Source organism: Amycolatopsis nalaikhensis, from assembly GCF_030264295.1.
Taxonomy (GTDB): Bacteria; Actinomycetota; Actinomycetes; order Mycobacteriales; family Pseudonocardiaceae; genus Amycolatopsis; species Amycolatopsis nalaikhensis.
This window is the reverse complement of the sequence record NZ_CP127173.1, coordinates 4,901,561-4,925,679: the sequence shown is the minus strand read 5'-3', so window position 1 is coordinate 4,925,679 and position 24,119 is coordinate 4,901,561. Positions and strand designations below refer to the sequence as shown.

The 24,119-nt window shown below is 72.2% G+C and carries 28 protein-coding genes and 2 pseudogenes; 17 read left to right on the top strand and 13 right to left on the bottom strand.

Annotation, left to right across the window (positions count from 1 at the left end; genetic code table 11):
• Positions 1-95 precede the first annotated feature (95 nt).
• The 4 genes from QP939_RS24420 to QP939_RS24405 are packed head-to-tail and all read left to right on the top strand — an operon-like array spanning position 96 to position 5,045.
• Positions 96-1,625, top strand: coding sequence for a sugar ABC transporter ATP-binding protein (locus QP939_RS24420; protein ID WP_285459133.1), 1,530 nt, complete (start codon positions 96-98; stop codon positions 1,623-1,625).
• A complete protein-coding gene (locus QP939_RS24415; RefSeq protein WP_285459132.1) occupies positions 1,622-2,632 on the top strand; it encodes an ABC transporter permease in 1,011 nt (336 codons plus the stop codon). The genes QP939_RS24420 and QP939_RS24415 overlap by 4 nt, the downstream gene beginning before the upstream one ends.
• A 14-nt stretch (positions 2,633-2,646) precedes the next feature.
• Positions 2,647-3,633, top strand: coding sequence for a substrate-binding domain-containing protein (locus tag QP939_RS24410; RefSeq protein WP_285459131.1), 987 nt, complete (start codon positions 2,647-2,649; stop codon positions 3,631-3,633).
• The gene (locus QP939_RS24405; protein ID WP_285459130.1) at positions 3,633-5,045 is read left to right on the top strand and encodes an L-fucose/L-arabinose isomerase family protein; all 1,413 of its coding nucleotides are present in this window, start codon (positions 3,633-3,635) and stop codon (positions 5,043-5,045) included. The genes QP939_RS24410 and QP939_RS24405 overlap by 1 nt, the downstream gene beginning before the upstream one ends.
• A gap of 190 nt (positions 5,046-5,235) precedes the next feature.
• On the opposite strand, the gene QP939_RS24400 is transcribed toward QP939_RS24405, so the two are convergent.
• The 5 genes from QP939_RS24400 to QP939_RS24380 all read right to left on the bottom strand — a co-directional run bounded on the left by QP939_RS24400 (position 5,236) and on the right by QP939_RS24380 (position 10,213).
• Positions 5,236-6,177: a cyclase family protein gene (locus QP939_RS24400; protein ID WP_285459129.1), complete on the bottom strand. Its 942-nt coding sequence runs from the start codon at positions 6,175-6,177 to the stop codon at positions 5,236-5,238.
• Entirely contained in the window at positions 6,174-6,377 is a 204-nt protein-coding gene (locus tag QP939_RS24395; RefSeq protein ID WP_285459128.1) for a hypothetical protein, read from the bottom strand. The genes QP939_RS24400 and QP939_RS24395 overlap by 4 nt, the downstream gene beginning before the upstream one ends.
• 10 nt (positions 6,378-6,387) lie before the next feature.
• A complete protein-coding gene (locus tag QP939_RS24390; RefSeq protein ID WP_285459127.1) occupies positions 6,388-7,200 on the bottom strand; it encodes an SGNH/GDSL hydrolase family protein in 813 nt (270 codons plus the stop codon).
• Between the two features lie 62 nt (positions 7,201-7,262).
• The gene (locus tag QP939_RS24385) at positions 7,263-8,759 is read right to left on the bottom strand and encodes an alpha/beta hydrolase (RefSeq protein ID WP_285459126.1); all 1,497 of its coding nucleotides are present in this window, start codon (positions 8,757-8,759) and stop codon (positions 7,263-7,265) included.
• 83 nt (positions 8,760-8,842) lie between these two features.
• A complete protein-coding gene (locus QP939_RS24380; RefSeq protein ID WP_285459125.1) occupies positions 8,843-10,213 on the bottom strand; it encodes an MDR family MFS transporter in 1,371 nt (456 codons plus the stop codon).
• Between the two features lie 63 nt (positions 10,214-10,276).
• On the opposite strand from QP939_RS24380, the gene QP939_RS24375 reads away from it, so the two are divergent.
• A complete protein-coding gene (locus QP939_RS24375) occupies positions 10,277-11,128 on the top strand; it encodes an aminoglycoside phosphotransferase family protein (protein ID WP_285459124.1) in 852 nt (283 codons plus the stop codon).
• Between the two features lie 390 nt (positions 11,129-11,518).
• On the opposite strand, the gene QP939_RS24370 is transcribed toward QP939_RS24375, so the two are convergent.
• Complete coding sequence (locus QP939_RS24370) at positions 11,519-11,743, bottom strand: hypothetical protein (RefSeq protein WP_285459123.1); 225 nt, start codon at positions 11,741-11,743, stop codon at positions 11,519-11,521.
• Positions 11,744-11,875: 132 nt separating this feature from the next.
• On the opposite strand from QP939_RS24370, the gene QP939_RS24365 reads away from it, so the two are divergent.
• Entirely contained in the window at positions 11,876-12,316 is a 441-nt protein-coding gene (locus QP939_RS24365; protein ID WP_285459122.1) for a GNAT family N-acetyltransferase, read from the top strand.
• 2 nt (positions 12,317-12,318) lie between these two features.
• Here the strand turns inward: QP939_RS24365 and QP939_RS24360 are convergent, their stop codons facing one another.
• Positions 12,319-12,942 carry a hypothetical protein gene (locus QP939_RS24360; RefSeq protein WP_285459121.1) on the bottom strand — a complete coding sequence of 208 codons (624 nt, stop codon included), beginning with the start codon at positions 12,940-12,942 and terminating at the stop codon, positions 12,319-12,321.
• Positions 12,943-13,042: 100 nt separating this feature from the next.
• Positions 13,043-13,738 carry an SDR family oxidoreductase gene (locus QP939_RS24355; protein WP_285459120.1) on the bottom strand — a complete coding sequence of 232 codons (696 nt, stop codon included), beginning with the start codon at positions 13,736-13,738 and terminating at the stop codon, positions 13,043-13,045.
• Positions 13,739-13,841: 103 nt separating this feature from the next.
• On the opposite strand from QP939_RS24355, the pseudogene QP939_RS24350 reads away from it, so the two are divergent.
• From QP939_RS24350 to QP939_RS24335, 4 genes and pseudogenes are all read left to right on the top strand, one after another.
• Positions 13,842-13,913 (top strand): annotated as a pseudogene (locus QP939_RS24350) (hypothetical protein); the annotation flags it as partial.
• Positions 13,914-13,981: 68 nt separating this feature from the next.
• Positions 13,982-14,755, top strand: coding sequence for a LysR family transcriptional regulator substrate-binding protein (locus QP939_RS24345; RefSeq protein WP_285459119.1), 774 nt, complete (start codon positions 13,982-13,984; stop codon positions 14,753-14,755).
• Between the two features lie 194 nt (positions 14,756-14,949).
• Positions 14,950-16,125 (top strand): lytic transglycosylase domain-containing protein, encoded by a 1,176-nt coding sequence (locus tag QP939_RS24340; RefSeq protein ID WP_285459118.1) that lies wholly within the window; start codon positions 14,950-14,952, stop codon positions 16,123-16,125.
• Positions 16,126-16,130: 5 nt separating this feature from the next.
• Complete coding sequence (locus QP939_RS24335) at positions 16,131-16,376, top strand: hypothetical protein (RefSeq protein ID WP_285459117.1); 246 nt, start codon at positions 16,131-16,133, stop codon at positions 16,374-16,376.
• A gap of 31 nt (positions 16,377-16,407) precedes the next feature.
• Here the strand turns inward: QP939_RS24335 and QP939_RS24330 are convergent.
• A pseudogene (locus QP939_RS24330) lies at positions 16,408-17,185 on the bottom strand (TetR/AcrR family transcriptional regulator C-terminal domain-containing protein).
• A gap of 64 nt (positions 17,186-17,249) precedes the next feature.
• Here QP939_RS24330 and QP939_RS24320 point away from each other — a divergent pair.
• Entirely contained in the window at positions 17,250-17,663 is a 414-nt protein-coding gene (locus tag QP939_RS24320; RefSeq protein WP_285459114.1) for a DnaJ family domain-containing protein, read from the top strand.
• On the opposite strand, the gene QP939_RS24315 is transcribed toward QP939_RS24320, so the two are convergent.
• On the bottom strand, positions 17,646-18,308 hold the full coding sequence (locus QP939_RS24315; RefSeq protein WP_285459113.1) for a YidC/Oxa1 family membrane protein insertase: 663 nt from the start codon (positions 18,306-18,308) through the stop codon (positions 17,646-17,648). The genes QP939_RS24320 and QP939_RS24315 overlap by 18 nt on opposite strands.
• A 64-nt stretch (positions 18,309-18,372) precedes the next feature.
• On the bottom strand, positions 18,373-18,645 hold the full coding sequence (locus QP939_RS24310) for a DUF6412 domain-containing protein (protein WP_285459112.1): 273 nt from the start codon (positions 18,643-18,645) through the stop codon (positions 18,373-18,375).
• Positions 18,646-18,738: 93 nt separating this feature from the next.
• Between QP939_RS24310 and QP939_RS24305 the strand changes: the two genes are divergently transcribed.
• The 3 genes from QP939_RS24305 (at position 18,739) to QP939_RS24295 (ending at position 21,455) form a co-directional block, all read left to right on the top strand.
• Positions 18,739-19,860, top strand: a complete 1,122-nt coding sequence (locus QP939_RS24305; protein ID WP_285459111.1) for a metallophosphoesterase — start codon at positions 18,739-18,741, stop codon at positions 19,858-19,860.
• A 154-nt stretch (positions 19,861-20,014) separates the two neighbouring features.
• Positions 20,015-20,650, top strand: coding sequence for a DUF998 domain-containing protein (locus tag QP939_RS24300; protein WP_285459110.1), 636 nt, complete (start codon positions 20,015-20,017; stop codon positions 20,648-20,650).
• Positions 20,651-20,663: 13 nt separating this feature from the next.
• On the top strand, positions 20,664-21,455 hold the full coding sequence (locus QP939_RS24295) for an alpha/beta fold hydrolase (RefSeq protein WP_285459109.1): 792 nt from the start codon (positions 20,664-20,666) through the stop codon (positions 21,453-21,455).
• Here the strand turns inward: QP939_RS24295 and QP939_RS24290 are convergent.
• Positions 21,452-21,862: a hypothetical protein gene (locus tag QP939_RS24290; RefSeq protein WP_285459108.1), complete on the bottom strand. Its 411-nt coding sequence runs from the start codon at positions 21,860-21,862 to the stop codon at positions 21,452-21,454. The genes QP939_RS24295 and QP939_RS24290 overlap by 4 nt on opposite strands.
• A 30-nt stretch (positions 21,863-21,892) precedes the next feature.
• On the opposite strand from QP939_RS24290, the gene QP939_RS24285 reads away from it, so the two are divergent.
• Both QP939_RS24285 and QP939_RS24280 read left to right on the top strand, forming a co-directional pair.
• Positions 21,893-22,411 carry an O-acetyl-ADP-ribose deacetylase gene (locus tag QP939_RS24285; protein WP_285459107.1) on the top strand — a complete coding sequence of 173 codons (519 nt, stop codon included), beginning with the start codon at positions 21,893-21,895 and terminating at the stop codon, positions 22,409-22,411.
• A gap of 28 nt (positions 22,412-22,439) precedes the next feature.
• Positions 22,440-23,087 (top strand): HAD family hydrolase, encoded by a 648-nt coding sequence (locus tag QP939_RS24280; protein ID WP_285459106.1) that lies wholly within the window; start codon positions 22,440-22,442, stop codon positions 23,085-23,087.
• Here QP939_RS24280 and QP939_RS24275 read toward each other — a convergent pair.
• Positions 23,077-23,544 carry an NUDIX hydrolase gene (locus QP939_RS24275; protein ID WP_285459105.1) on the bottom strand — a complete coding sequence of 156 codons (468 nt, stop codon included), beginning with the start codon at positions 23,542-23,544 and terminating at the stop codon, positions 23,077-23,079. The genes QP939_RS24280 and QP939_RS24275 overlap by 11 nt on opposite strands.
• A gap of 116 nt (positions 23,545-23,660) precedes the next feature.
• Here QP939_RS24275 and QP939_RS24270 point away from each other — a divergent pair, with 116 nt between their 5' ends.
• Entirely contained in the window at positions 23,661-24,110 is a 450-nt protein-coding gene (locus QP939_RS24270) for a DoxX family protein (RefSeq protein WP_285459104.1), read from the top strand.
• Positions 24,111-24,119: the final 9 nt, after the last annotated feature.

The following is a 24,119-nucleotide window of genomic DNA, read 5'->3' as shown; positions in this document are numbered from 1 at the left end:
GTTGTTGGCCCGAAGTGACGCTTGACACACCTCCACACCACCCCTAGCGTCTGGGTAATCGATTACTCCCATCTTCCGCCGACGCGAGGGGTGTCATGGAAGAGCCGGGTACCCCGCTGGTCGCGATGACCGGCGTCAGCAAGGCCTACGGCGGCACGCTCGCCTGCGACCGCGTCGACTTCACCGTGCGCCGCGGCGAGGTGCACGCGCTGCTCGGCGAAAACGGCGCCGGCAAGTCGACGCTGATGCGGATCCTCTCCGGCGACGTCACCGGCTACCGCGGGACCATCGAGATCGACGGCGAGCCCGTGTCCTTCGGCGGCCCGGTCGACGCGCGGAAGTGCGGCATCGCGATGATCCCGCAGGAACTCGACCTCGTGCCGGGCCTTTCCGTGGCCGCCAACATCTTCCTCGGCCGCGAGCCGCACACCAAGTTCGGCGCGGTCGCGCGGCAGCGGATGCACCGCGAGACGCGCGAGCTGCTCGCCCGCACCGGCATCGCGCTCGACCCGAAGCGCGCCGTCGGCGAGCTGCGCACCGGTGAGCAGCAGCTCATCGCCATCGCCAAGGCCCTCGCCCTCGACGCGCGGGTGCTGATCATGGACGAGCCGACGTCCGCGCTCACCGGCGCCGAGGTCGAGCGGATGGCCAAGGTGATCGGCGAGCTGCGCGAGGCGGGCGCCGGGATCGTCTACATCTCCCACCGGCTCGAGGAGATCGGGCGGATCGCCGACCGGGCCACCGTGCTGCGCAACGGCCGCGTCGCCGCCGGGTTCGCCGCCCGTGACCTGACCGTCGAGCAGGTGACCGAGGCGATGATCGGCCGTCCCGTCCAAGCGCTTTTCCGCGTCAAGCACGGCGAAACCGGCGGTGAGCTGCTCCGCCTCGACGACTTCGCGCTGCGCCCGCGACGGCACCGGCCCGGCCGCCGGGAGCCCGCGGGGATCTCGCTCACCGTCCGCGCCGGGGAGATCGTCGGCGTCGGCGGGCTGCTCGGCTCGGGCCGCACCGAGCTGCTGGAGACGCTCTTCGGCGCCGGTACGCCCGGGCGGTGGCAAGGGCGAGTTCGCCTCAACGGCAGGGAAGTCCGGCCGCGGCGGCCGCGCCACGCCGCCAAGCTCGGGCTCGCGCTGGTGCCCGAGGACCGCCGGGTCGCCGGGCTGGCCCTGCCGCACTCCGTCCGCGCGAACACCGCACTGTCCGTTGTGGACCGGCTCGCGACCGCGGGTGTCGTGCCGCGGCGTCGCGAGAACGCCACCGTCACCAAGGTCCTGACCGAGCTGAAGGTGAAAGGCGCCGTCGCCGACCCGGTCGGCACGCTCTCCGGCGGCAACCAGCAGAAGGTCGTGCTCGGCCGGGCCCTGCTCACCGAACCGGCGCTGCTGCTGCTCGACGAGCCGACCCGCGGCGTCGACGTCGGGGCGAAGGCGGAGATCTACCAGCTGCTGGCCGCCGCGGCCGCGCGCGGCATCGGCGTCCTGCTCGCCTCCTCCGAGCCCGCCGAGCTGGTCGGGCTGTGCGACCGCGTCGTCATCCTGCGCGACGGCCGCAGCGAACGGGAGCTGGACACGCACGACGCCGGCGAAGCCGAGCTGCTCGCCGCGGCGATGGGGGAAGCGCGATGACCACGGCCGAGTTCCTGCCCACCCGCCGCGCCGCCGTCGTGGCCGCGCTGTTCCGCTTTCAGAGCCTGTTCGGCCTGGTCCTGGTGCTGGCCGCGGCGATCGCGTTCTCGCCGTCCCGCGACGGCGAACTGCTCTTCCTCGACAGCGAGAACCTGTTCAACGTCGTGCGCGCCATCTCCGAGATCGGCATCATCGCCGTCGGCATGACGTTCGTGGTCCTGATCGGCGGGATCGACCTGTCGGTCGGCGCCGTGCTCGGGCTCGCCGCCGTCGGCTCGGCCGTGCTGCTCGTGGACAACGGGCTCGGCGTGCTCCCCGCGGTGCTCGTCGTGCTCGCCGCGGGCCTGCTCTTCGGGCTGCTGCAGGGCGTCGCGTCGGCGGTGTTCGGCATCCAGGCGTTCATCGTCACCCTCGCCGGGCTGCAGGTCGCGCGCGGGCTCGCGCGGATCTGGTCGGGCGGCCAGGGCGTCCAGATCTCCTACGGCGACGGCCCCGGCGAGGCACCCGTCGCGTTCTCGCTGCTCGGCGAGCGGACGTTCGACGGGCTGGTGCCGATCCCGGCGATCATCTTCGCCGTGGTCGCCGTCGCCGCGATCGTCTTCCTGCGCACGAGCGCGTTCGCCCGGCACGTCTACGCCATCGGCGGCAACGAGAAGGCCGCGCGCCTCTCCGGCGTCGCCGTCACCCGCGTCAAGGTGCTGGTCTACGGGCTGAGCGGGCTGCTCGCCGCGCTCGCCGGGATCATCCACGCCGGCCAGCTGAACCAGGGCAGCCCCAACGACGGCACGGGCTACGAACTCGACGCCATCGCCGCGGTCGTCATCGGCGGCACCGCGCTCTCGGGCGGCCGCGGCTCGGTGTCCGGCACCGTCGCCGGCGCGCTGCTGCTGGGCGTGCTCAACAACGTCCTGGCGCTCAACAGCGTCGACCCCAACGTGCAACTCCTGATCAAGGGCCTGGTCATCGTGGTCGCCGCGGGTCTGCAGCGACTGCGCCCGACACCGTAGAGGGGAAGCAGAGAATGTCCGGCAAGCACTTCGCGATACCCGCGCTCGTCCTGGTCCTGGCCGCCTGCGGCACCACGCACGAGAACTCCGGCCAGGGCGCCACGACGTCCGCGGCGGCCTGCAAGGGCGAAGGCGACAAGTACACGATCGGGGTGAGCCAGGCCAACGTCGGCGAGCCCTACCGCAAGCAGATGGACGACGACATCCGGAAGGCCGCCGCCGGTGTCCCGCAGTTCACCGTGAACTTCGCTGACGCGCAGCAGGACAACGCGAAGCAGGTCGCCGACGTCGAGAACTTCCTGACCCAGCGGATCGACCTGCTCATCATCAGCCCGAACGAGGCGACGCCGTTGACCGCGGTCGTGAAGAAGGCCTACGACAAGGGCATCCCGGTGCTGGTGCTGGACCGCAAGGTCGACGGCGACGCGTACACGCAGTGGATCGGCGCGGACAACGTCGACATCGGGCGCCAGGCCGGGCAGTACCTGGCGGACAAGATCCTGCCGCAGGGCGGGAAGATCGCCGAAATCCGCGGACTGGCCGGCTCGACCCCGGCCAAGGAGCGCCAGGACGGCTTCGCGAAGGGCATCGAGGGCCGCGGCATCGACATCGTGACCACTGTGGACGGTGACTGGCTGCGCGAGAAGGGCCAGCAGCAGGCCGACGCGATCTTCAAGGCGCACCCGGACATCCAGGCCGTCTACGCGCAGAACGACCCGATGGCCGAGGGCGCCTACCTGGCCGCGAAGGCCGCCGGGCTGGACCAGAAGGTCAAGTTCCTCGGCATCGACGGCCTGCCGATCCCGTCCGGCGGGATCAAGGCGGTCGAGGCCGGGCGCCTCGCGGCGACGTTCGTCTACCCCACCGGCGGGCGCGAGGCCGTGGAGTCCGCGAAGAGCATCCTCATCGGCTGCGCGAAGCCGCCGAAGACGCGGATGCTGCCGACCCAGCTCGTCACCCAGGCGAACGCCGCCGAGGTGTACGCGAAGGCGAACAGCTGATGGCCCGCATCGGCGTCGTCAGCCTGTCCGACGGCCGCGACTACGTCCACGACGGGATCGCGGAGTTCATCCGCGGCACCGAAGACCGGCTGGTCGCGGCCCTGGCCGAGGCGGGCCACGACGTCGTCCGCGCGTCGGCGCCGGTGTCGGCCAGCACTTTGGCGACGTCGATCGCGCGCGAGATCGAGGCGGCCGGGGTCGATCTGACCGTGCTGCACTACTGCGTCTGGGCGTTCCCCCACTTCACGATGCTCGCCGCGGGCGCGCTCAGCGGGCCGCTGGTGCTGGTGGCGAACACCGACCCGGTGCAGCCCGGCATGGTCGGGATGCTCGCCGCGGGCGGCGCGCTCGACCAGATCGGCCGCGCGCACACGCGGCTGTGGGGCGACCCGTCGGATGCGGACCTGATCGCGGCGATCGGCGTCCGCGCCCGGGCGGCCGCGGCCGTCGCGAAGCTGCGCGGCAGCACGTTCGGCCGGATCGGCGGGCGGCCGATGGGGATGAACACCGCCGTCGCCAACACCGACCAATGGCAGCGGCAGTTCGGCGTCGACGTCGAGGAGATCGACCAGTGGGAGATCGTCCGGCGCGCGGAAGCGGCGGACCCGGCGGAGAAGCGGACGGCCCGCGAGTGGCTGCAGCGGCACGCGACCGTGCGCTACGACGGCGTCAAGCTCACGCCCGAGCTGCTGGAGCGGCAGGTGGGGTCGTACCTGGCGATGCGGTCGCTGATCGACGAGTGGCACCTCGACTTCAGCGGCATCAAGGGCCAGCCCGAGCTGACGCAGCACTTCGCGACGATGGACGTCGCGGAGGCGTTCCTCAACGACCCGTACGACTGGAACGGCCCGAAGGAGACGCACGTGTGCGCGACCGAGGCCGACATGGACGGCGCGCTGACGATGCAGCTGATGAAGCACCTGTCGGGAACGCCGGTGCTGTTCGCCGACGTCCGCCACTACCACGCGGACCGCGACATCTGGGACCTGTGCAACTCGGGCCAGCACGCGACGTGGTTCGCCGCGCGCAGCGCCGACCCGGCGGAGAACCTGGCCCGCGTGACGCTGCACCCGGAGGTGTTCTTCTTCCCGGCGGGCGGGGCATCGGTGCACCACATCGCGGCACCCGGGCAGATGACGTTGGCCCGGCTGACCCGCCTCGACGGCGCGTACCGGCTGCAGCTGATGCTGGGCGAGTTCGAGAACTACGACGCGGAGACGACCTCGGCGCTGGAGGCGAGGTCGACGCCGGAGTGGCCGCACGCGTTCGCCCGCCTCGACGCGTCGGCGGAGACGTTCCTGTCCCGCTTCGGCGCCAACCACATCCACGCCGTCCCGGGCGACCGGCGCGCCGAGCTGCGGGCGGTGTGCGAGCTGCTGGGGCTCACGCTCGACGAGTTCACCCGCGGCTGACGAGGAGCAAACGGGCCGCTCTTCTCGATGTCCAATCCGTGGACCGTCCGGCCCTGGCGCGGGTGCACGGCGGCCTGCGGCTGGTCGGCCAAGTAGTCGTAGGTCGTGTCCATGCGCTCGCGAATGAAGTTCATTTGACCTCGATCTGTCCTGCCTTGGTCAAGTGGGCGATCGAAGCGGCTGAGCCGAATCAGAACGTGGCGATCGGGTTGACCGGGCTCCCCGAGGTCCCGGCGAAGCGAACGGGCGCGATCGCGAGCTGGAAGTCCCACTGCCCAAGCTCGGAAGCCGTCGACGCGCAGGCTTCGAGGTCGCAGTTGTCCAGCAGCCACAACCCCATCGCCACCAGGCTCACCGCGTGCACCGGCATCAGCACGTCGTCGTAGCCCGAGGGCTGGACGTCCTGCGGGGTGTCCGCGCCGATCAGGGCTACCTCCCTCTCGTGCAGCCACGGCAAGCACGACGCGTGCCAGCCCGCCTGGGTGAAGCCACCGTCCACACCGGACTCGTGGCGGGCGCGGCCGTACCCCGTCCGCAGGAGCACCGCGTCGCCGGGCCCCACCCGCACCCCCTGGCGGCGCTCGGCCTCCTCGAGGTCCTCGGGGAACACCCCCTGCCCCGGCTCCAGCCACGGCACGTCCCGGACCCGCGCGACGTCCAGCAGCACCCCGCGCGTGACGATCCCGTCCGCCGCCGCCGTGACGGCCGCCCACGCCGAGCCCGTCGCGGGGTCGACCAGGGAGTGCGGCCGGCCGTTGTACATCTTGCCGTCCCAGAACAGGTGGCACGGCGAATCGACGTGGGTGATCGTGTTGCCGTGGAACATCAGGCCGAGCCGCTCGTTCGAAAAGCCCCAGCGCCGGTCGTTGTGGAAGGCGGCGGGCATGTTCTCGGCGCCGGGCATGTCGGCGGCGCACGGGCACGCGTTGGTCGCCCGCTCCATCTCCTCGGGCACCGCGATTTCCCAGGCGCAGGAGACACTTCGGCCGTGGCGCACGGCTCGTGCCGCCGCCACCCGGACGTCGTCGGTGATGTGGTTCAGGGTGCCGCGTTCGTCGTCGGCACCCCAGCGTCCCCAGTTCGACAGCGTGTCGAAGTAACCGAGCACGTCGTCTTGCGTGGGCAGCGTCATTTCCGCATCGACTCCTCGGGAAACAGGCCTCGGCCCCCTTGCCGGACACGGCAGCCGCGATGCAGCATACTGCTTGAAAAGAACGCAAACAGCGCAATGGCTTTGCGGAGTACCGACGATGGCCCGGAACGAACGGCGGCCGAGCGGAACGTCTCCGCGGCGACGATCCGGCGCGCGAGGCGGCCGGTGTCGAGGTGCACGCCGTCTGAGTCAGTGGGCGGCCAGCGCCAGGGCGGCCGTCAGCGCCAGGTGGCCCGCCGCCGACGGGTGGACGTCGCAGCCGCCCGCCGGGAGCTTGATCAGCAGGCCCGCCGCGCACGGGTCGCCGCCCGCTCGCAGCGATGCCAGCCGGAACGCCGTGAAGCCGTCCGCGATCCGGCCGTGGTAGCGGCGGGTCACCTTCGCCAGCGCCGCATCGAGCGCCTTCACCTGCTTGACCTGCGCCTGGTCGCGGTAGTCGAGCGAGTAGTAGGACACCAGCACCAGGTCACCGCGGTAGTGGCCGCGCACCGCGGCGAGCGTCGCCTCGAGGTTGCGGCTCACCTGGGCGAGCGCCGCGTCGAACGACGCTCCCGTGCACTGGTCGGGTGTCGTCCGCTGGCAGAGGAACATGTCGTTCGCGCCGATGGTCAGCGTCACCAGCCGGGTGTCCGGGTGCGCCCGCAGGTAATCCACGGCGTAGGCGACCTGTGTGCCCGGATAGCTGGCGTGCAGGGGGAACGCCAGCCGGTAGCCGTTCTCGCAGCCGTTGCTCGGTGCGCCCGGGGTCAGCATGCTCCCGGTCGTCTCGCCCGGGCAGGACGCGTTCGCGAGCCGCAGTCCGCGCAGGGCCGCGTAGTTCTCCGCGTAGCCGCGGAAGTTCGCCGCGTTCAGGTAGTCCGCTCCCGCGTTCGGCCGGTAGCCGAACGCGACCGAGTCGCCGAGCGCGAGGTAGCCGCCGCGGCCGGTCGCCTGAGCGGGTGCCGTCAGCAATGCCGCCGCCGCGACGACGGCCGCCACCACCACGAAGAATCGACGCACCATCCCGGCTCCCTCCATCGCGCGACCGGACCGATTGTCCTCGTTCCGGCCACGCGGCGGAAGCGTCAGAAGCCGATCGTGGACGGCGGCTTCGGCCCGGCGATCCGCGCCTCCGGCGTGCCCGGCTCGACCGCCGCGCAGTGCGTGCCCTTGGCCGGGAGCTTGCCGGTGATCAGGTAGTCGTCCGTCGCCTTGATGACGCACTGGCTGTTCTTGAAGTAGGCGCCGTGCCCCCACCCGTCGTAGGTCAGCAGCGTGCTGCCGCTCTGGCGGGCGGCCGCCTGCGACCACGCGTACGGCGTCGCCGGGTCGTGGCGGCTGCTCACCATCAGCAGCGGCGGCGCGCCGTGCACCTGCAGCGGGTGCTGCGGGTTGCTCGTCTTGTTCGGCCAGCCGATGCAGCCGGTCACGGCCTGCCAGCCCAGCGGGTTGACCTTGACGTCCGGCGCCAGCGCGGCGGCGGTGCGGCGGTAGGCCTCGAGCTCGGCGTAGGTGTGGACCGGCATGTGCCAGTCGTCGCAGAACACGCTCTGGAACACGGTGTTGACCGGGATGTCGTCCCGCAGCCGCGCCGACGCCGCCGGCTTCGTCCCGTCCGCCAGCGACGCCAGCCGCGACGCGAGCCTGTCCCACGTCGGGCCGTAGAACGCGCTGTGGAACGTCGTCGCCAGATCCAGCGGGGTGATCGCCTCACCGCTCTCCGGGTCCTTCAGCTCGCCGCGCGCGGCCTTGTCCTGCAGGTCCCGCGTCAGCTTCGAGACGTCACGGCCGTGCAGCGCGCAGCTCGCCGTCCGGTCGCACCACGCCGCGAACTCGCGGAACTCCGCTTGCAGCGACCGGGTTTCGCTCTCCAGGAAGTCCCACGCCGTGTACTGCGAGTGGTCCATGTTGCTGTCCAGCACGAGCGCGCGGACCTTGTCCGGGAACAGCTCGGCGTACTGCTGACCCATCAGCGTGCCGTACGAAACGCCGTAGTACGTCAGCTTCTCCTCGCCGAGCGCGGCGCGGATGGCGTCCATGTCGCGCGCGACGCTCACGGTGTCGCCGAACTTCCCCAGTGGCCCGGAGAGCCGGTTGCAGCTTTCGCCGAGCTTGCGGTTGTACGCCGCGAGCTGCTCGAACTCGGCCTGGTCGCGCGGCATCTGCGGGTGGTCGGCGATGTACTCGGCGAGCCCGCACTTGATCTGGGTGCTGTCGCCGATGCCGCGCGGGTCGAACCCGACGGTGTCGAACCGCTTGGTGATCTCGGGGGAGAGCGTCCAGCCGTTCTCGACCTCGCCCGCACCCGGCCCGCCGGGACCGCCCGGGTCCATCAGGATCGACCCGATCCTGGCCTGCGGGTCGGTCGCCTTGCGGCGGGCGAGCGCGATGCTCGCGGTGCCGCGATCCGGGTGCGCCCAGTCGATCGGCACCGTCACGGTGCCGCAGTCGACCTCGGGCGCGTCCGCGCACGGCTGCCAGTCCACGCCCCCGGCGGCCGACGCGGGCGCCGCCGTCAGCAGGCTCCCGAACACGGCCGTCACCGCCGCGGCCGTCAGCAGCCGCCTGTGTACCCCCAGCATCGCCAGCCCTTCCCCTCACCGACCGTGGTTGTCCGGCTCCAGGAAATCACCAAACCGATGATCGCGCCAGGTTCCCAGGTGGATCACGCCGTGACGTCCACTGTGGACGTTCGCTCGGCCCGCCGCAGCCACGCGGTGGCCGCGGTCGCGAGCAAGCACAACGCTCCCAGCACGCCGAACGCCCAGCCGAAGCCGGTCGCGGCGTCCACGGCGAGGCCGCGGGACAGCACGATCACGCAGAGCGCGCCGCCGACCGCGCCGCCCACGCGCATCGCGATGTTCACCAACGCCGTGGCGTGCCCGAGTTCGGCGGCGGCGACCGACGCGTACGCCGCCGTCGACGCGGGCATGATCGACAGCCCGAGTCCCGCGCCGCGGACAACGAGCAGCGCTTGAACCAGCCACATCGGCGAATCCGGGCCCAGGAAGGGAAGCGGCAGCGTGCTCGCCAGCACCACGAGCGACCCGGTGAGCGAGACGGTCCCGCCGCCGTAGCGATCGGTCAGCCGGCCGGCGACGAGCACGAACACCGTCGTGGCCAGTCCCATCGGCGCGAGCAGGACGCCGGCTTCGGCCGGGCCGGCCCCGAGCCGGACCTGGAACCACAGCGGCAGCAGGAGAACCGCGCCGAACATCCCGGCGCCGGCGAGCAGCACGGACACCAGCGCGGAGCCCATCACCGGCCGCCCGGCGAGCCGCAGGTCGAGCACGGGGTGCCGGACGCGCAGCGAACGCCAGGTGAACACGCCGAGCGCGACGACGCCGGCACCGGCGAGCACGCTGGTCAGCGGACCGAGTTCGGTGAGCGCGTAGACGAGCACGGGCAGGCCGAGCGACACGAGCAGCAGGCCCGGCCAGTCCATCGGCGGCGGTTGCCGCCGGTCGCCGCGCGGCACGTACCGCAGGGCCAGCCCGAACGCCACCAGCCCGATCGGCAGGTTCAGCCAGAACAGCACCGGCCACGAGAAGTGCGCGAGCAGGAACCCGCCGACGCTCGGCCCGAGCACCGGCGCGAGCCCGACCACAAGGCCGAGCGTGCCCATCATGCGGCCCAGCCGTTCCGGCCCGACGGCCAGCCCGATCACGGTCTGCCCGGCCGTGACCAGGACGCCGGTGGCCATGCCTTGCAGCGCGCGGAACGCGATCAGCGTGCCGGCGTCCGGCGCGAGCGCGCAGGCCACCGACGTCAGCAGGAACGCGGCCAGCGCCCACAGCCACAGCCGTCCGGCGCCGAGCTTGCGCACGAGCCACGGCGTGAGCGGCAGCGCGGCGGACAGGCCGAGCAGGAAGGCCGTCGCCACCCACTGGATCTCGATGAGGCTGACCCCCAGGTCCAGTCTCATCGATTCCAGCCCGACGGCGACGATCGAGCCGTCCATGTTGCCGAGGAAGCCGCCGAGGGCCATGACGCCGGAGGCGACCCAGACGGCGCGCGGGAGCGGAGGTGCGGTCATGCAGCCGACGGTAAAAGCTCAATTTAGGTTGAAGTCAACTGGCGACTTCGGTTGACTCCGGCCATGGATCTCGGACCCCTGCCCCAGCGCGTGGCCGTCACGGCGGACCAGGTACGGCGCCTCATCGCCGATCAGTTCCCGCGGTGGGCCGACCTGGAGGTCCGGCCGGTGACCGAGAGCGGCTGGGACAACGTCACGTTCCACCTCGGCGACACCATGGTCGTGCGGCTGCCCACCGCGGCCGAGTACGCGCTGGCCGTCGAGAAGGAGCACCGGTGGCTTCCGGTGCTCGCTCCCCGGCTGCCGCGGCCCGTCCCGGTTCCGCTGGCGAAGGGGCGGCCCGGCGCGGGATATCCCTTCGAGTGGTCCGTTTACCGGTGGCTGGACGGCGAACCCGCGCGGGCGGACCGGATCGCCGACCCCGTCCGCTTCGCGCTCGAGCTGGCCGAGTTCTTGGCCGCGTTGCGGAACGTCGATGCCAGCGGTGGTCCGCGGCCGGGGAAGCACAACTGGTTCCGGGGCGGCACTCTGCTCACCTACGACGGCCAGGTTCAGCGCGCGCTGGACGACGTCGGTCCGGCTCGCGAGATCTGGCAGACCGCGCTCGACGCGCGCTGGGACGGGGTGGACGCGTGGTTCCACGGGGACGTCGCCGCGGGGAACCTCCTGCTCGACCGCGGGGAACTGGCCGCCGTCATCGACTTCGGGACCTGCGGGGTCGGCGATCCGTCCTGCGACCTCGCCATCGCCTGGACGCTGCTGACTGCCGAGGGCCGGGCGGCGTTCCGGGAGCGGCTGGCCGTCGACGACGCGAGCTGGGCGCGCGGGCGCGGCTGGGCGCTGTGGAAGGCGCTCGTCGTGCGGGACGAGCGCGTGCTCGGCGAGATCTTCGCGAACCGGCAAGCCGCCGGGTGACCAACCCAAAAAGGAGCGAGGTGGTCATCCCGTCGCCTGAGGCCGTCAAATCACTTTGAGCCAGGCCCGCAACGACCCGCAGAACGCGAGTTAGCTACGGAGGCTTGCGGGCCTGGCTCAAAGTGATAGGCCTCAATCAGGCGACGGGATGACCACCTCGCGGCCCACCTCGAGAACGCAACAGGACTACGAAGCCCCGGCCATCCCGGAGCCTGCCCGTCCGGCGAGGACATTCTTTTGATCTTTGAACCTGCGCCATCGAAAAGACGGCGGGCCCGATCGCCGCAGCTCGTCCAGCTTGAGCTTGACCACGGCAACTTCACACACCAGCTTCGGACACAAGAAAGGCCACCCCGGAACGAGGATGGCCTGCGAGGAGACGCGCGGCGGTCACCGGGGCTTGCGGCGCAGCAGCCCGGCGACGACGGCGAGCGCGCGCGAGCGCGGCGAAGGCCGCACGACGACCGGCTCGGGCCCGATCCGGCGGCGCATGCGGTAGGCGAGTTCGAGCACTTCGAGGTCTTCGGGACGGCGTCTGCCGTGGACGTCCGGCCGGAGCATCAGCTCCCCCACCGTGACGGGCCTGCCGCTGACACGGTGCGCCTGGCGCGCCATGGGGAACCTCCGGGTGTTTTCGCCGACCGGGACCTGATGGCTGCCGATTCTATGAATCCGATTCGGATTCGTCACCTTACTCACCAGTTGTGTCTGGCGTGTTCCCGAACCGGTCAGCGCTACCCTCGACCCATGATCACCATTGGGGGCCTCACCGAAGAAGACCGCGCGGCTTGGGAAAACCTGTTCGCCGGTTACAACACGTTCTACGGCCGGACACTCGCGCCCGAACTGATGGACCGCGCGTGGCGCGAGTTCCGCGCCGGCGAGCGGATGCACGCGCTCGGCGCGCGGCTCGACGGCGAGCTCGTCGGCATCGTGCACTTCTTCCCGCACGTCAGCACGACCTCCGCCGACGTCTGCTACCTGCAGGACCTCTTCACCGACGAGAAAGCCCGCGGGCAAGGCGTCGGCCGGGCGCTGATCGAAGCCGTCGCCGAGTGGGCGCGGGAGCGGGGCTGCGTCCGCGTCTACTGGCACACGCAGACGTCGAACACGACCGCCCGGCGGCTCTACGACCAGGTCGCCCTCGACAAGGGGTTCATGCAGTACCAGATCCCGCTCGGTCCCTGACGTCAGCGGCGGTGGCGGCCGCAGCCGTCGTGGTGGTGGTGGTGACCACGGCGGTCCTGGTCACCGGCCCAGCTCCGCCACCACCCGGCGAAGTCCGGGATTTCGTGCCGGACCGGCGCCGCCTGCTTCGGCGGTTTCCGGAGCTGAACCGGCGTTTTCGCCTTGCCGATGATCTTCACGGCCTTCGCCAGTTTTCCGCGTTGCGCGGGTCCCGTTCCGGAAATCGGCTGAGAATCGGGGATCACCGGCGCGATTCCGCCCGGCGTGGCGGGTGGCGCCACGGATTCCGGAGCGGGTTTCGCGGGCGGGATCACGACGTCAGCGGGCACCGGGGCCAGGGCGATCGCCGGGGGTTCCAGCCCGGCGGGCGGCCAGGACGCGCCCGCGCTCCGCTCGACCGGCATCGACACCGCCGCGCTCACCCCGCCGGTCAACGCGAGCGCGCCGGCCACCACCGAAAGCACGCGCACCCGGGCCAGCGACCGCAGGGCCTGCGGTTTCTCCCGGTGCCGCGCCCGCGGCAGCACGAGCGTGTCCTCCAGGCGGTACCGGTCGTGCGCGGCGGCGGACCGGACCAGCAACTCGGCGACGGTGACCTGCTCGCTGCGTGAAGCCCGACGCACCATGCAAACCCTCCACCTTGGGCCGGCCGGACGACGGCACCGCGTCCGGCCGGCCGATTCTAGGAATCGTCCAGGGTGGTGTAAAGGCTCGCCTCCCGGCGGCTCAGGCCAGCCGTCCACCGCCGTCGACGTGCAGGACCGTGCCCGTGATGAACGGGTTCGCGAGCAGCTGGAGGGTGGCGGCGGAGACGTCGGCCAGGTGGCCCACCCGCCGCGCCGGGTTCGTTTGCGCGGTCCGCGCGAAGAGTTGCGCCTTGCCGTCGCCGAGCCGGTCCCACGCGCCCGAGTCGACGATGCCCGGTGAAACCGCGTTGACGCGGATCGGCGCGAGGTCGACCGCGAGCGCCTGCGAGAGGAACGCGACCGCGCCGTTCGCCGTGGCCATCACGGTCCGCTCCGGCGCCGGGCGCCACGCGGCGACGCCGGAGAACAGCACGATAGAGCCGCCGTCGCGCATCCTCGGCGCGAAGTGCTTGGCCAGCAGGATCGGCCCGATCACCTTGGCCTCGAAGGCCCGCGTGACGGCGTCCCGGTCCAGCTCGGTGACCGGCCCGTTCGCCGGGGCGGCGGCCAGCGTGACCAAGTGGTCCACCTCCCCGGCCGTCTCGGCAAGCGCTTTCAACGACGCTTCGTCGCCGAGGTCCGCGACCGCGGTGCGCACCCCTGGCTCGGTGAACTCCGCCGGGCTCCGCCCGGCGAAGAGGACTTCGGCACCCGCCGCGTGCGCGTCCACCACGATCCGGCGGGCGATCCCCGAACCACCGCCGACGACGACGAACCGCTTTCCTTCGAACGACATTTCCGTGCTCCTTCCGTTTCGCACACCGGGTTCAGCGCGCGGCGGCCGCCGGACAATCCCGTCGCGATCCGATGGTTTTCGATGGTCGCGATAGAATTCGCGAATGCCTACGTTGCGCGCCCTCGAGTGCCTGGTCGCCGTGCTGGACGCGGGGTCGATCACCGAGGCGGCCGCGCGGCTGCACCTCTCCCAGCCCGCGCTGTCCCACCAGATCGGCGCGCTCGAACGGGAGTCGGCACGCCCGTGCTGGAGCGGCTGCCGCGCGGGGTCCGGCCGACCGCGGCCGGGCGGGCGGTGCTCGCGGACGCGCGGGCGGCGCTGGCCGCGGCCGACCGCGTGGTCCGGACCGGCCGCGCGGTGGCCGACGGCGGCGAAGGCACCCTGCGGATCGCGTGCGCGGAGAGCATGACGGCCGGGCTGCTCGCCCCGGTGCTGCGCGCCTGGCACCGGTACCGCCCCGACGTGCTGGTCACCCTGACCGAGACGACGAGCGCGGACGCGCTGGCCGCGGCGCTGGAGGCGGGCGAGGCGGACGTCGCGGTGGGGCCGCGGCCGGGCCGCTGGACCGGGTCCGCCGAGGTCGTCGGGCGCGAAGAGGTCGTCTTGGCGCTGGCCGCCGACCACCCCCTCGCCACGCGGGCGACGGTACCGATGGCCGACCTGGCCGGGCTGCCGGTCGTGCACTACCACCCGGACAACGGCCTCGGCGGCTGGCTGGACGAGGAAGCGGCGCGACGCGGGACCGCGCTGGAGGCGGTGATGCGGACGAAGCAGGCGGCGACGGCGGCCGAGCTCGCCGCGGCGGGACTGGGCGTCGCGCTGGTCCCGACGACCGCGCTGAGCCGCACGTATGCGGGCGCGCTGCGGCGGCTGAAGCCCGCACTGCACCGGGACGTCGTGACGTTCACCGCGACGCCGTCGGATTCGCTCGTCCGGCGGTTCCGCGCGGACGTGGCGCACCGCGGCCTCGCCGTGCCCGGCGCGCTGCGGGCCAAACTCTCCTCAGCGCCCCGTTAAGTCCTGGTGAATGTGACAGATTCCCTACGAAGGTTTTGTGCCAACAGGACGAACTTCCCGGCGACGGCCGGATTTCACTGTGCTATTCGCCAAAGTTTGGTTCCATCGGATAGCTTGCTCCTACCGGTCAGTACCGGTGGGGTGAGGCCGATCGGGTGAGGCGATCAGCGAAGATCGAGGGAAGCGGGGCGCACATGCCGAAGCACCGGCCACGTCGCAAGAGCACGCGTTCGGTCCGCCGGACCGCGGCCGCGCTCGCGGGTGGCGCGCTCGTCGTGCTGCCGACGCTGACCACCGCCGGCCTGCCCGCGCCGGTCGTCGTCGCCAACGCCGGGGACGCCCTGCCGGACCAGGCCGCGCCGCTGCAGCAGCCGAACATCGTCATGCCGCCGATCGCCGTCGACGGCAGCCTGCCCCAGCCCCCGCTGCCCACGCCGCTGGTCGTGCCGGGCGGGCGGGCCGGCTCCGCCGGCATCTCCGGGCCGCTCGGGATCCCGGGCAGCATGCTCAAGGCGTACCAGAACGCGGCCGCCATCCTCGCCAAGGAGCAGCCGGACTGCCACCTCGACTGGGCGCTGATCGCGAGCATCGGCCGGATCGAGTCGAACCACGCCCGCGGCGGGTACGTCAACGCCAACGGCGACACCCTCGAGCCGATCCTCGGCCCGGTGCTCAACGGCGCCGGCGCGTTCGCCGCCATCCCGGACACCGACGGCGGCAAGTACGACGGCGACGCGGTGTGGGACCGCGCGGTCGGCCCGACGCAGTTCATCCCGTCGACGTGGCGCGGGTACGCCTCCGACGGCAACGGCGACGGCGTGTCGAACCCGAACAACATCTACGACGAGGCGTTGGCCACCGCGCGGTACCTGTGCTCGGGCGGTCTGGACCTCTCGACCGACGCGGGGCAGCGCATCGCCGTGCGGCGCTACAACAACTCGCAGTCCTATGTGGACACCGTGATGGCGTGGGCCGCGGCCTACCGCGGCGGGGTGGCGCAGCTGCCCGACAGCCAGGTGCCGATCGGCGCGCCCGACGCCCCGGACGCCGCCGCGGCCGGTGCCCCGGTCGGCGTCCCGGCCCCGCCCGCACCCCCGATGACCACGCCGCCGGGCACGACCCTGCCGCCGACCAGCACCACGCCGACGTCGCCGACCACGAGCCCGTCCGCGCCGACGACACCGCCGTCGACCCCGACCACGGACCCGACCACGCCGCCGCCGGAGACGACGCCGCCCGCCACGACGCCGCCGGAGACGACGACCCCGGCCACCACGCCCCCGCCGGAGACGACGGCCGCGAGCACCACCCCGGCCGACTCGGCGGACACGCCAACCGAGACCAGCACCACGACCAGCTCGGCGGGGTGAGCCGGGTGGAGCCGTTCCTGGTGCACATCCGCTGCGACACCGACGGCCTCACCCACGCCGTCACCGAGGACGATTTCGCGGCGGGACGGCACGACGGGCGGTTCCGCGCGGTGTGCGGGCACGAAGTGCTGGCCGCGCCGATGATCGAGGCGCCCGGCCGGTTCGACCCGGCGTGCCGCGACGCCCTGCGCGCGGCCCCGCAGGTGCCCACCCAGGAGCGCCGCCGCCTGCGGTGGCGTACCCGCCGCTAGGCGGTCGTGAGTGGTAATTCGGGTTAGAACCCTAATCGCCACTCACGAGGGCCTGGATGCCGTCGAGCATGCGGTTCAGGCCGAACTCGTACGCCGCGTCGCCCTGGGCCTTCGCGCTCTGGTCGAACCCGCCGCCGAGCCAGATCCGGTTCATCGCCGGGTGCGCGTCGACCACGAAGTAGTTCTCCCAGAACGACGAGCGCTGGTGCCACCAGGCCTCGGTCGACTGCCCGGTGCTGCGCTCCAGCCGGGTGTTCTCCGCGCCGAGTGCCGCGTTCGCGTCGACGTAGGTGCCGATCCCGTTGGCCGCGGCGACGGCGTCCCGCGGCGCGAGGCCCAGACCGTCCATGATGGACAGCAGGTACTCCTGCCCGGCCAGCTGACCGGGCCCCAGCGGCGGGCGGACGCGCGAAACCTCGCACAGCCACGGGTGGTCGCGGTAGGCCGCGCGGGTGCGCGCGGCGTAGAGCGCCACCTGCTCGCGCCAGTCGTCCGGCCGCGGCTCCCCCGGGCCGGGCAGCCGCCGCCCGACGAGCACGTCGTCGACCATCAGGTCCACCAGCTCGGCCTTGCCGGGCACGTAGGTGTACAGCGTCATCGTGCCGGCGCCGCAGCTCCTTGGCGACCCGGTGCATCGACGCGGCGGCCAGCCCGTCGGCATCCGCGACCGCTATCGCGGCGGCGACGATCCGCTCGACGGACAGCGTCGGGCGGCGGCCCCTGGTCGGCTCGGCGGCGCCGCCCCGGGCGCGCCAGAGCAGCGCGAGCGTGCGGTCGACGTCGTCGGCGCCGGTGCGGTCGGCGGTCATGCGCTCCCCTCGCTCCTCCGTCCGGCGAGACTACCCTGGGAACCGGACGAGGGGGTGTGAGGAGATGACCGCACGCAAACCGCCCAAGGTCTCGTTCCGCTGGTGGGTCGACCGCCAGATCGACGAGGCCCGTGCTCGCGGCGAGTTCGACGACCTGCCCGGCACCGGGCAGCCGCTGCCGAAGCCCACCGGCAACGACGCGGCCACCGACTGGGTGCTGCGCGAGGTCCGGCGCGGCGGCCACGACACGAAGGCCCTGCTGCCGCCCGCGCTCGCGCTCAAGCGCGAGGTGCAGGACCTGCCGGAGAAGCTGGCCGCCGAGCGGACCGAGCAGCGCGTGCGCGAGCTCGTCGACGAGCTGAACCAGCGGATCCGGCAGGCCTACCTCAACCACTCCGGCGGACCGGCGCTCACGGTGGCACTGGTGGACGTCGAAGAGGCGGTCGAGGTCTGGCGGCGCTCACGAGCCGCGTCGTAGCAACGCGCGTTCGGCCGCGGTCCACGCGCTCGAGGTGAGCAGGTAGATCCCGGCGGCCTGCGGGACGACCAGCGTCGCGAGCACGGTGCCGTAGGGCAGCAGCCGCAGCCACTTCCCACCGGGGACCTCCGTGTCCCGGGGCTGCTGACGCACCGAGAACCAGGCGACGACGGCGAGCCCGGCCGCGATAACGAACACCAGCGGGCTGCCGGCCAGGCCGTGCGCACCCAGCGGCGTCCCGAAGAGCGTCGCGCCGAGCAGCGAGTTGGGCTCGCCGCCGATCGTGGCCGTCGTGAACAGCCGGTACATGATGGTGAAGAACGGGAGCTGCAGCAGCATCGGCAGGCAGCCGACGAACAACGACGTCCCGGACTCCTGCTGCAGCTTCGTCATCTCGGCGGCCAGGCGCTCCCGGTCACCGCCGTGCTTCGCCTGCAGCGCCTTGATCTCGGGCATGAGGGCGGCGCGGGCGCGTTCGCCGCGGGCCGCCGACCGGGCGAGCGGGTGCAGCAGCAGCCGCACGCCGAGGGTGAACAGGACAATGGCCAGCGCCGTCGAGAACGGGCCGGTGAACGCCGTGGCCGCGAGCAGCCAGTGGATGAGGTGGTACGCGCCCGCCACGGGCACGTCGAGAAAGCCGAACATGGGCAGCACTCCGCGAGAGCAGAAGGGGTGTGGGTGAGCGGAATGGCTGCGCTGGAAGGGGTTCCTACGCAGCCGTGCTGCGGGAACCGGGTGCTCGTGGCCTGCTGCGTCCCGGCGCGCCGGGATCGCGCAGGCGGATCGACTCGGCCCGCCGGGCGCGGCGGCGCAGGGCGGTCGCGCGGCTGCGCACGGGCGCCGACCACAGGGCGAGCTCGGCGCGGTGCGTGCTGCCGACGAGCAGCACGACCAGGAGGCTCGCGGCGGCGAGGGAAGCGAAGGCGACCAGCGCGGTCGGGCTGGTCACGACGGGGAACGCCAGCTCCAGCAACGTGTTCACGGCGGCCGTCCCCCTTTCTTTCGCAATCCCAGGGTAGCGGAATCGCGACCCCGCGGGTCCGGGTAACAGCCCGATGGGCTGTAACCTGAATCGATGAGAGGCCAATTCGTCGTCGTGCCCGTCCTGGCGATGCTGCTGCTCTTCGGCGTGCCGTGGTGGACGCTGGTGCTCGCGCCGGACTGGGGCACCGCGGGCACGATCGCCGGGACCGCGCTCATCGTGGCGGGCCTGCTGGCCATGCCGGCCGGCATGGCCTTCGGGCACGGGAAGCGCCAGCGCGACGGCGCCGCCCGCGTCGGCGACTCGCTGCTGGCCGTGATCTGGGTGCTGTTCAGCTGGTCCATCCTCAGCCTGGTGCTGCGGGTCGCGCTGCTCGGCGTCGACGACCCGCTGCGGTCGCGGATCGTCGCGGGCGCGACCCTGCTCGTCGCCGCCGGCCTGCTCGTGCACGGCAACCGCGTCGCCATGCGGGTGCCGCCGGTGAAGGCGGTCGACGTCGTGATCCCGCGCCTCGGGCCGGGCCTCGACGGCTTGCGCGTCGCGGTGCTGACCGACACCCACTACGGCGCGATCGACCGCACGAAGTGGTCGGAGCAGGTCGTCGCGGCCGTCAACGCGCTGGAAGCCGACGTCGTCTGCCACGCCGGCGACCTCGCCGACGGCGCGGTGGCCAAGCGCCGCAAGCAGGTCGACCCGCTCGGCGGCGTCCAAGCCGGGCTCGGGCGGTTCTACATCACCGGCAACCACGAGTACTTCGGCGAGGCCCAGGCCTGGCTCGACCACATGGAAAGCCTCGGCTGGGACACCCTGCACAACCGCTCGACGCTGCTGGAGCGTGACGGCGACCGCATCGTGTTCGCGGGCATCGACGACCCGACGGGCGCGGCGTCCGGCCTGCCCGGCCACGGCCCCGACCTGGCGGCGGCGCTCGACGGCGTCCCGTCCGACGTGCCGGTGGTGCTGCTCGCACACCAGCCGAAGCAGGTGCGCCAGGCCCGCGAGACGGGCGTCGACCTGCAGATCTCCGGCCACACGCACGGCGGCCAGATCTGGCCGTTCCACCTGCTGGTGCGCCTGGACCAGCCGACGCTGTCCGGCCTGACCCGGCACGGCCCGACCCAGCTGTACAACAGCCGGGGCACCGGGTTCTGGGGACCGCCGTTCCGCATCTTCGCGCCCAGCGAGATCACGCTCCTCACGCTGCGCTCGTCCTGACCCAAGCGCCCCAATGTGGCCTTCGGTGCGTCAGACGCACCCAAGGCGGCCTTCGGTGCGTGAGACGCAACCAAGGCCACATTGGGGCGCTCATGGCCCACCGACAACTTTTCTTGTCTTGACAGACTCGATCGTCGGATGGCAGGCTCTCCGCATGACCACGACAGCGATCACCCCGCGCACGATCTCCCCGTCCTTGCTGACCGGCGGGCTCCTCGCCGGCCCCGTCTTCGTCCTCACCGGCCTGCTCCAGGGCCTGACCCGCCCCGGGTTCGACTTCACGCGGCACCCGGCGAGCGTCCTGGCCAACGGGTCGCTCGGCTTCGTCCAGATCACGAACTTCGTCGTCACGGGCCTGCTCACGATCGCGGCCGCGGCCGGGATCCGGCGCGTGCTGCCCGGCCGGTGGGGGCCCAGACTGCTCGCCGTCTACGGCGTGAGCTTGATCTGCGCGGGCATCTTCCGCGCGGACCCGCAGGACGGCTTCCCGCTCGGCACGCCCGCCGGACCGCCGTCGTCGGTGAGCTGGCACGGCACGCTGCACTTCGTCTGCGGCGGCATCGGTTTCGCCGCCCTCGTCGCGGCCTGCTTCGCGATCGCGTCGCACCTGACGCCGGCGCGGGCGTGGTACTCGCGGATCACCGGGGTGCTGTTCCTCGCCGGCTTCGCGGGCGTAGCGTCCGGATCGACGAGCCCGGCCGTCACGCTCGGCTTCTGGGCGGCGGTGGTGCTCGCCTGGACGTGGCTCGCCACGACGTCCGTACACCTGATGCGGCGCACCGTCGCCTGAAAGGAGAGTTCCCATGAGCACGACGGTTTCCGCCGACGGCACGAAGATCGCGTACACCCGCACCGGCTCGGGCCCGGCGCTCGTCCTGGTCGACGGCGCGATGTGCTACCGCGGCTCGTCCCCCAACGACGCGCTGGCGAAGGAACTGGCCGCGCGATTCACGGTGTACACGTACGACCGCCGTGGCCGCGGCGAGAGCGCGGACACGGGCCCGTACGCGGTCGAGCGAGAGGTCGAGGACCTGGCGGCGCTGATCAAGGAGGCGGGCGGCGAGGCGTTCCTGTTCGGCATCTCGTCGGGCGCGGCGTTGGCCCTCGAGGCGGCCCGCAGTCTCCCGGTGACGAAGCTGGCGGTGTACGAGCCGCCGTTCATCGTCGACGGAACGCGCCCGCGCGTCCCGGCCGACTACCCGGAGCGGCTTTCGGCGGCGTTGAAGGAAGGCAAGCCGGGCAAGGCGGTGAAGATGTTCATGACCGAGGGCGTCGGCCTCGGCCGCGTGACGGTGGCGATGATGCGGATCATGCCGTTCTGGGCGAAGCTCAAGAAGGTGGCCCCGACGTTGCCGTACGACACGGCGCTGGTGATCGACCACCAGTCGGGCGAGCCGCTGCGGGCGGCGTGGCCGGAGGTGAAGATCCCGACGCTGGCGGTGGACGGCGGTCGCAGCCCGGACTGGATGCGCAACGGCGTGGCATCGCTGGCGAAGGTGCTGCCGTCGGCGGAGCACAAGACGCTGCCGGGCCAGACGCACATCGTCAAGGCGGCGGCGCTGGCCCCGGTGCTGACGGAGTTCTACTTGAGTTAGGCGGCGATCGTCCGCACCCAGACGGGAAAGACCGCGTGGGCGCGGCTCGAGCCGGGGCTGCGCTCGGCGAGGAAGGCTTCGACGATCCCAGCCAGCTCGTCGACCGGCTCGTACTCGGCCCCGAACGGCAGTTCGTCGCGGCCGAGCGACGCGACCGAGGACTTGAGGGCGCCGACCTGCTCGTCGTGCCAGACGTAGAAGGTCACCGGCGCCGCCGGGCGCAGGCGCGCCCCGAGGGCGCTCGCCACGGCTTCGAAGGCCGCGGCGACCTCGTCGGCCGTCACCTCGGCCCGCTGCTCCGGCGAAGCTCCCACGTGCCACGTGTTCTGCCGCGCCTCGGCGAGGGGGTCCCCCGGGGCCAGCAGGTAGTCCTCGGTCGCCAGCTCGGCGATGAAATCCAGCAGCACCAACCCAGTATCTCCGGGAGGATCGGCCCCATGCGCATCCGGATCCTCGACGCCGACATCACCACCCTCGAGGTCGACGTCATCGTCAACGCCGCCAACTCCTCGCTCCTCGGCGGCGGTGGGGTCGACGGGGCCATCCACCGCAAGGGCGGCCCCGCCATCCTCGCCGAGTGCCGGCAGCTCCGCGCCGGGCACTACGGGAAAGGCCTCAAGACCGGACAGGCCGTCGCCACCACCGCCGGGAACCTGCCCGCCCGGTGGGTCGTGCACACCGTCGGCCCCGTGTGGTCGGACTCCGAAGACCGGTCCGGACTGCTCGCCGACTGCCACCGGAACTCCCTCCAGGTCGCCCGCGAGCTCGGGGCCGAGACCGTCGCCTTCCCCGCCATCTCCACCGGGATCTACCGGTGGCCGATGGCGTCGGCCGCGGAGATCGCGCTCACGACCGTCGCCCGGGCCGAACCCGGCAGCATCCGGGAGGTCATCTTCGCCCTGCGTGGGGATGCCGCCGTCGAGGTCTTTCGGGCTCGTCACAACTCCCTTGCCTGAGCGATCACCGAGCGGGCAGGGTGCAGGCGTGCCCACCCGCGCCCTCGTCTTCGACTTCGACGGCACCCTCGCCGACACCGAGTCCGCCGTCCTCCGGTCGTGGCAGGACGTCTTCCGGGAGCACGGCGCCGAACTCCCGCTGGAAGCCTGGTACGCCGTCATCGGCACCCAGCACACCACGCCCGCCATGTTCGCCCTGCTCGCCGAACACGCCCCCGGCATCGATCCCGACGCGCTGCGGCCGAAGACCCGGGCCCGCGTTCTCAAGCTGCTCGAGGACCTCGGCCCGCGCGAAGGCGCCCTGGACTACCTCGAAGCCGCGCGCGAGCAGGGCCTCAAGCTGGCCGTCGCCTCCAGCTCGTCCGGCGCCTGGGTCAACCCGCACCTCGAACGGCTCGGCCTCGCCGGCTACTTCGACGCCGTCCTCACCGGGGATCTCCACAAAGCCAAGCCGGACCCCGACCTCTACCTCGCCGCGATCAACGCCCTCGAAGTGACCGCGCGGGAAACCATCGCCTTCGAAGACACCCCGCACGGCGTCACCGCCGCCAAGGCCGCCGGGCTGACCTGCGTCGCCGTCCCGAACGCCATCACCGAAAGCCTCGACTTCGGCCAGGCCGACGTCGTCCTGCCGTCCTTCACCGCGAAGCCGCTGGACGCCCTGCTCAGCCGCTGACCAGCGCCACCAGCCGGTCCAGGAACGGCAGCTGCCCCTTCAGCAGCTTCTCCCGCGCCACCGCGAGCGGGAACCACTCCACGCGGTCCACCTCGGGGAACTCCTGCTGCTTGCCCGAGCGCGGCGGCCACTCCATCGAGAACGTCCCGGGCACCACCGCCGCCGGGTCGAGGTCGGCCTCGACCGCCCACGCCGTGACGACCTTGCCGCCCGACTGCTTCACCTCGCCCAGCGAGACGTACTCACCGGACGGCGCCGGCAGCCCCAGCTCCTCCTCGAACTCGCGCCGCGCCGCGGCCTCCGGCTCCTCGTCCGGGTCGAGCTCCCCCTTGGGCAGCGACCACGCCGCCGCGTCCTTCTTCGCCCAGAACGGCCCGCCCATGTGCCCGAGGAGCACCTCGACGTCGTCGCCCCGCCCGCGGTGGAGCAGGAGCCCGGCACTGCGTTTACCCGCCATCCGGACAGTCTCCCGAAACTCTTCCAAGATTTTTTCCCGGGGTTGTCGATCCGGCGGTGGCCCGCTCGACGCGTAGGCAGAAGGCAAGGAAGAAACCCAGGGAAGGAACCCTCGACATGACCACCACGATCGCCACCGGGACCCAGACCGCCACCACCACCGCCAGCTCCGCGAAGACCCAGGTCACCGGCCTGGTCATCGGCGCGAGCCGGATCGTGATCTCGTTCCTGTTCGGCTTCCACGGCTTGCAGGGATTCGGCTTCTTCGGTGGCGTCGACGGCCAGGGCGGCGGCGTACCGTTCGGCTCGTTCCCCGGCTGGTGGGGCAGCGTCTTCGAACTGGTCGGTGCCGCGCTGCTGTTCCTCGGCCTCGCCAGCAGGCCCGCCGCGCTGCTGCTGTCCGGCGTGATGGCCTACGCCTACTTCACCGTGCACGCCCCGATGGGCCTGCTGCCGCTGCAGAACATGGGCGAGCCCGCCGCCGTCTACTCGTGGATCTTCCTGCTGTTCGCCGCGATCGGCCCGGGCCGCTTCGCCATCGACACGCTCATCAAGCGGCGCCGCTGAAGCCCCGAG

What these genes read in the sequence shown, in the direction of transcription:
- QP939_RS24420 (WP_285459133.1), top strand. Translation starts at nt 96, where the DNA reads ATGGAAGAGCCGGGTACCCCGCTGGTCGCGATGACCGGCGTCAGCAAG.
- QP939_RS24415 (WP_285459132.1), top strand. Translation starts at nt 1,622, where the DNA reads ATGACCACGGCCGAGTTCCTGCCCACCCGCCGCGCCGCCGTCGTGGCC.
- QP939_RS24410 (WP_285459131.1), top strand. Translation starts at nt 2,647, where the DNA reads ATGTCCGGCAAGCACTTCGCGATACCCGCGCTCGTCCTGGTCCTGGCC.
- QP939_RS24405 (WP_285459130.1), top strand. Translation starts at nt 3,633, where the DNA reads ATGGCCCGCATCGGCGTCGTCAGCCTGTCCGACGGCCGCGACTACGTC.
- QP939_RS24400 (WP_285459129.1), bottom strand. Translation starts at nt 6,177, where the DNA reads ATGACGCTGCCCACGCAAGACGACGTGCTCGGTTACTTCGACACGCTG.
- QP939_RS24390 (WP_285459127.1), bottom strand. Translation starts at nt 7,200, where the DNA reads ATGGTGCGTCGATTCTTCGTGGTGGTGGCGGCCGTCGTCGCGGCGGCG.
- QP939_RS24385 (WP_285459126.1), bottom strand. Translation starts at nt 8,759, where the DNA reads ATGCTGGGGGTACACAGGCGGCTGCTGACGGCCGCGGCGGTGACGGCC.
- QP939_RS24380 (WP_285459125.1), bottom strand. Translation starts at nt 10,213, where the DNA reads ATGACCGCACCTCCGCTCCCGCGCGCCGTCTGGGTCGCCTCCGGCGTC.
- QP939_RS24375 (WP_285459124.1), top strand. Translation starts at nt 10,277, where the DNA reads ATGGATCTCGGACCCCTGCCCCAGCGCGTGGCCGTCACGGCGGACCAG.
- QP939_RS24370 (WP_285459123.1), bottom strand. Translation starts at nt 11,743, where the DNA reads ATGGCGCGCCAGGCGCACCGTGTCAGCGGCAGGCCCGTCACGGTGGGG.
- QP939_RS24365 (WP_285459122.1), top strand. Translation starts at nt 11,876, where the DNA reads ATGATCACCATTGGGGGCCTCACCGAAGAAGACCGCGCGGCTTGGGAA.
- QP939_RS24360 (WP_285459121.1), bottom strand. Translation starts at nt 12,942, where the DNA reads ATGGTGCGTCGGGCTTCACGCAGCGAGCAGGTCACCGTCGCCGAGTTG.
- QP939_RS24355 (WP_285459120.1), bottom strand. Translation starts at nt 13,738, where the DNA reads ATGTCGTTCGAAGGAAAGCGGTTCGTCGTCGTCGGCGGTGGTTCGGGG.
- QP939_RS24340 (WP_285459118.1), top strand. Translation starts at nt 14,950, where the DNA reads ATGCCGAAGCACCGGCCACGTCGCAAGAGCACGCGTTCGGTCCGCCGG.
- QP939_RS24320 (WP_285459114.1), top strand. Translation starts at nt 17,250, where the DNA reads ATGACCGCACGCAAACCGCCCAAGGTCTCGTTCCGCTGGTGGGTCGAC.
- QP939_RS24315 (WP_285459113.1), bottom strand. Translation starts at nt 18,308, where the DNA reads ATGTTCGGCTTTCTCGACGTGCCCGTGGCGGGCGCGTACCACCTCATC.
- QP939_RS24305 (WP_285459111.1), top strand. Translation starts at nt 18,739, where the DNA reads ATGAGAGGCCAATTCGTCGTCGTGCCCGTCCTGGCGATGCTGCTGCTC.
- QP939_RS24300 (WP_285459110.1), top strand. Translation starts at nt 20,015, where the DNA reads ATGACCACGACAGCGATCACCCCGCGCACGATCTCCCCGTCCTTGCTG.
- QP939_RS24295 (WP_285459109.1), top strand. Translation starts at nt 20,664, where the DNA reads ATGAGCACGACGGTTTCCGCCGACGGCACGAAGATCGCGTACACCCGC.
- QP939_RS24285 (WP_285459107.1), top strand. Translation starts at nt 21,893, where the DNA reads ATGCGCATCCGGATCCTCGACGCCGACATCACCACCCTCGAGGTCGAC.
- QP939_RS24275 (WP_285459105.1), bottom strand. Translation starts at nt 23,544, where the DNA reads ATGGCGGGTAAACGCAGTGCCGGGCTCCTGCTCCACCGCGGGCGGGGC.
- QP939_RS24270 (WP_285459104.1), top strand. Translation starts at nt 23,661, where the DNA reads ATGACCACCACGATCGCCACCGGGACCCAGACCGCCACCACCACCGCC.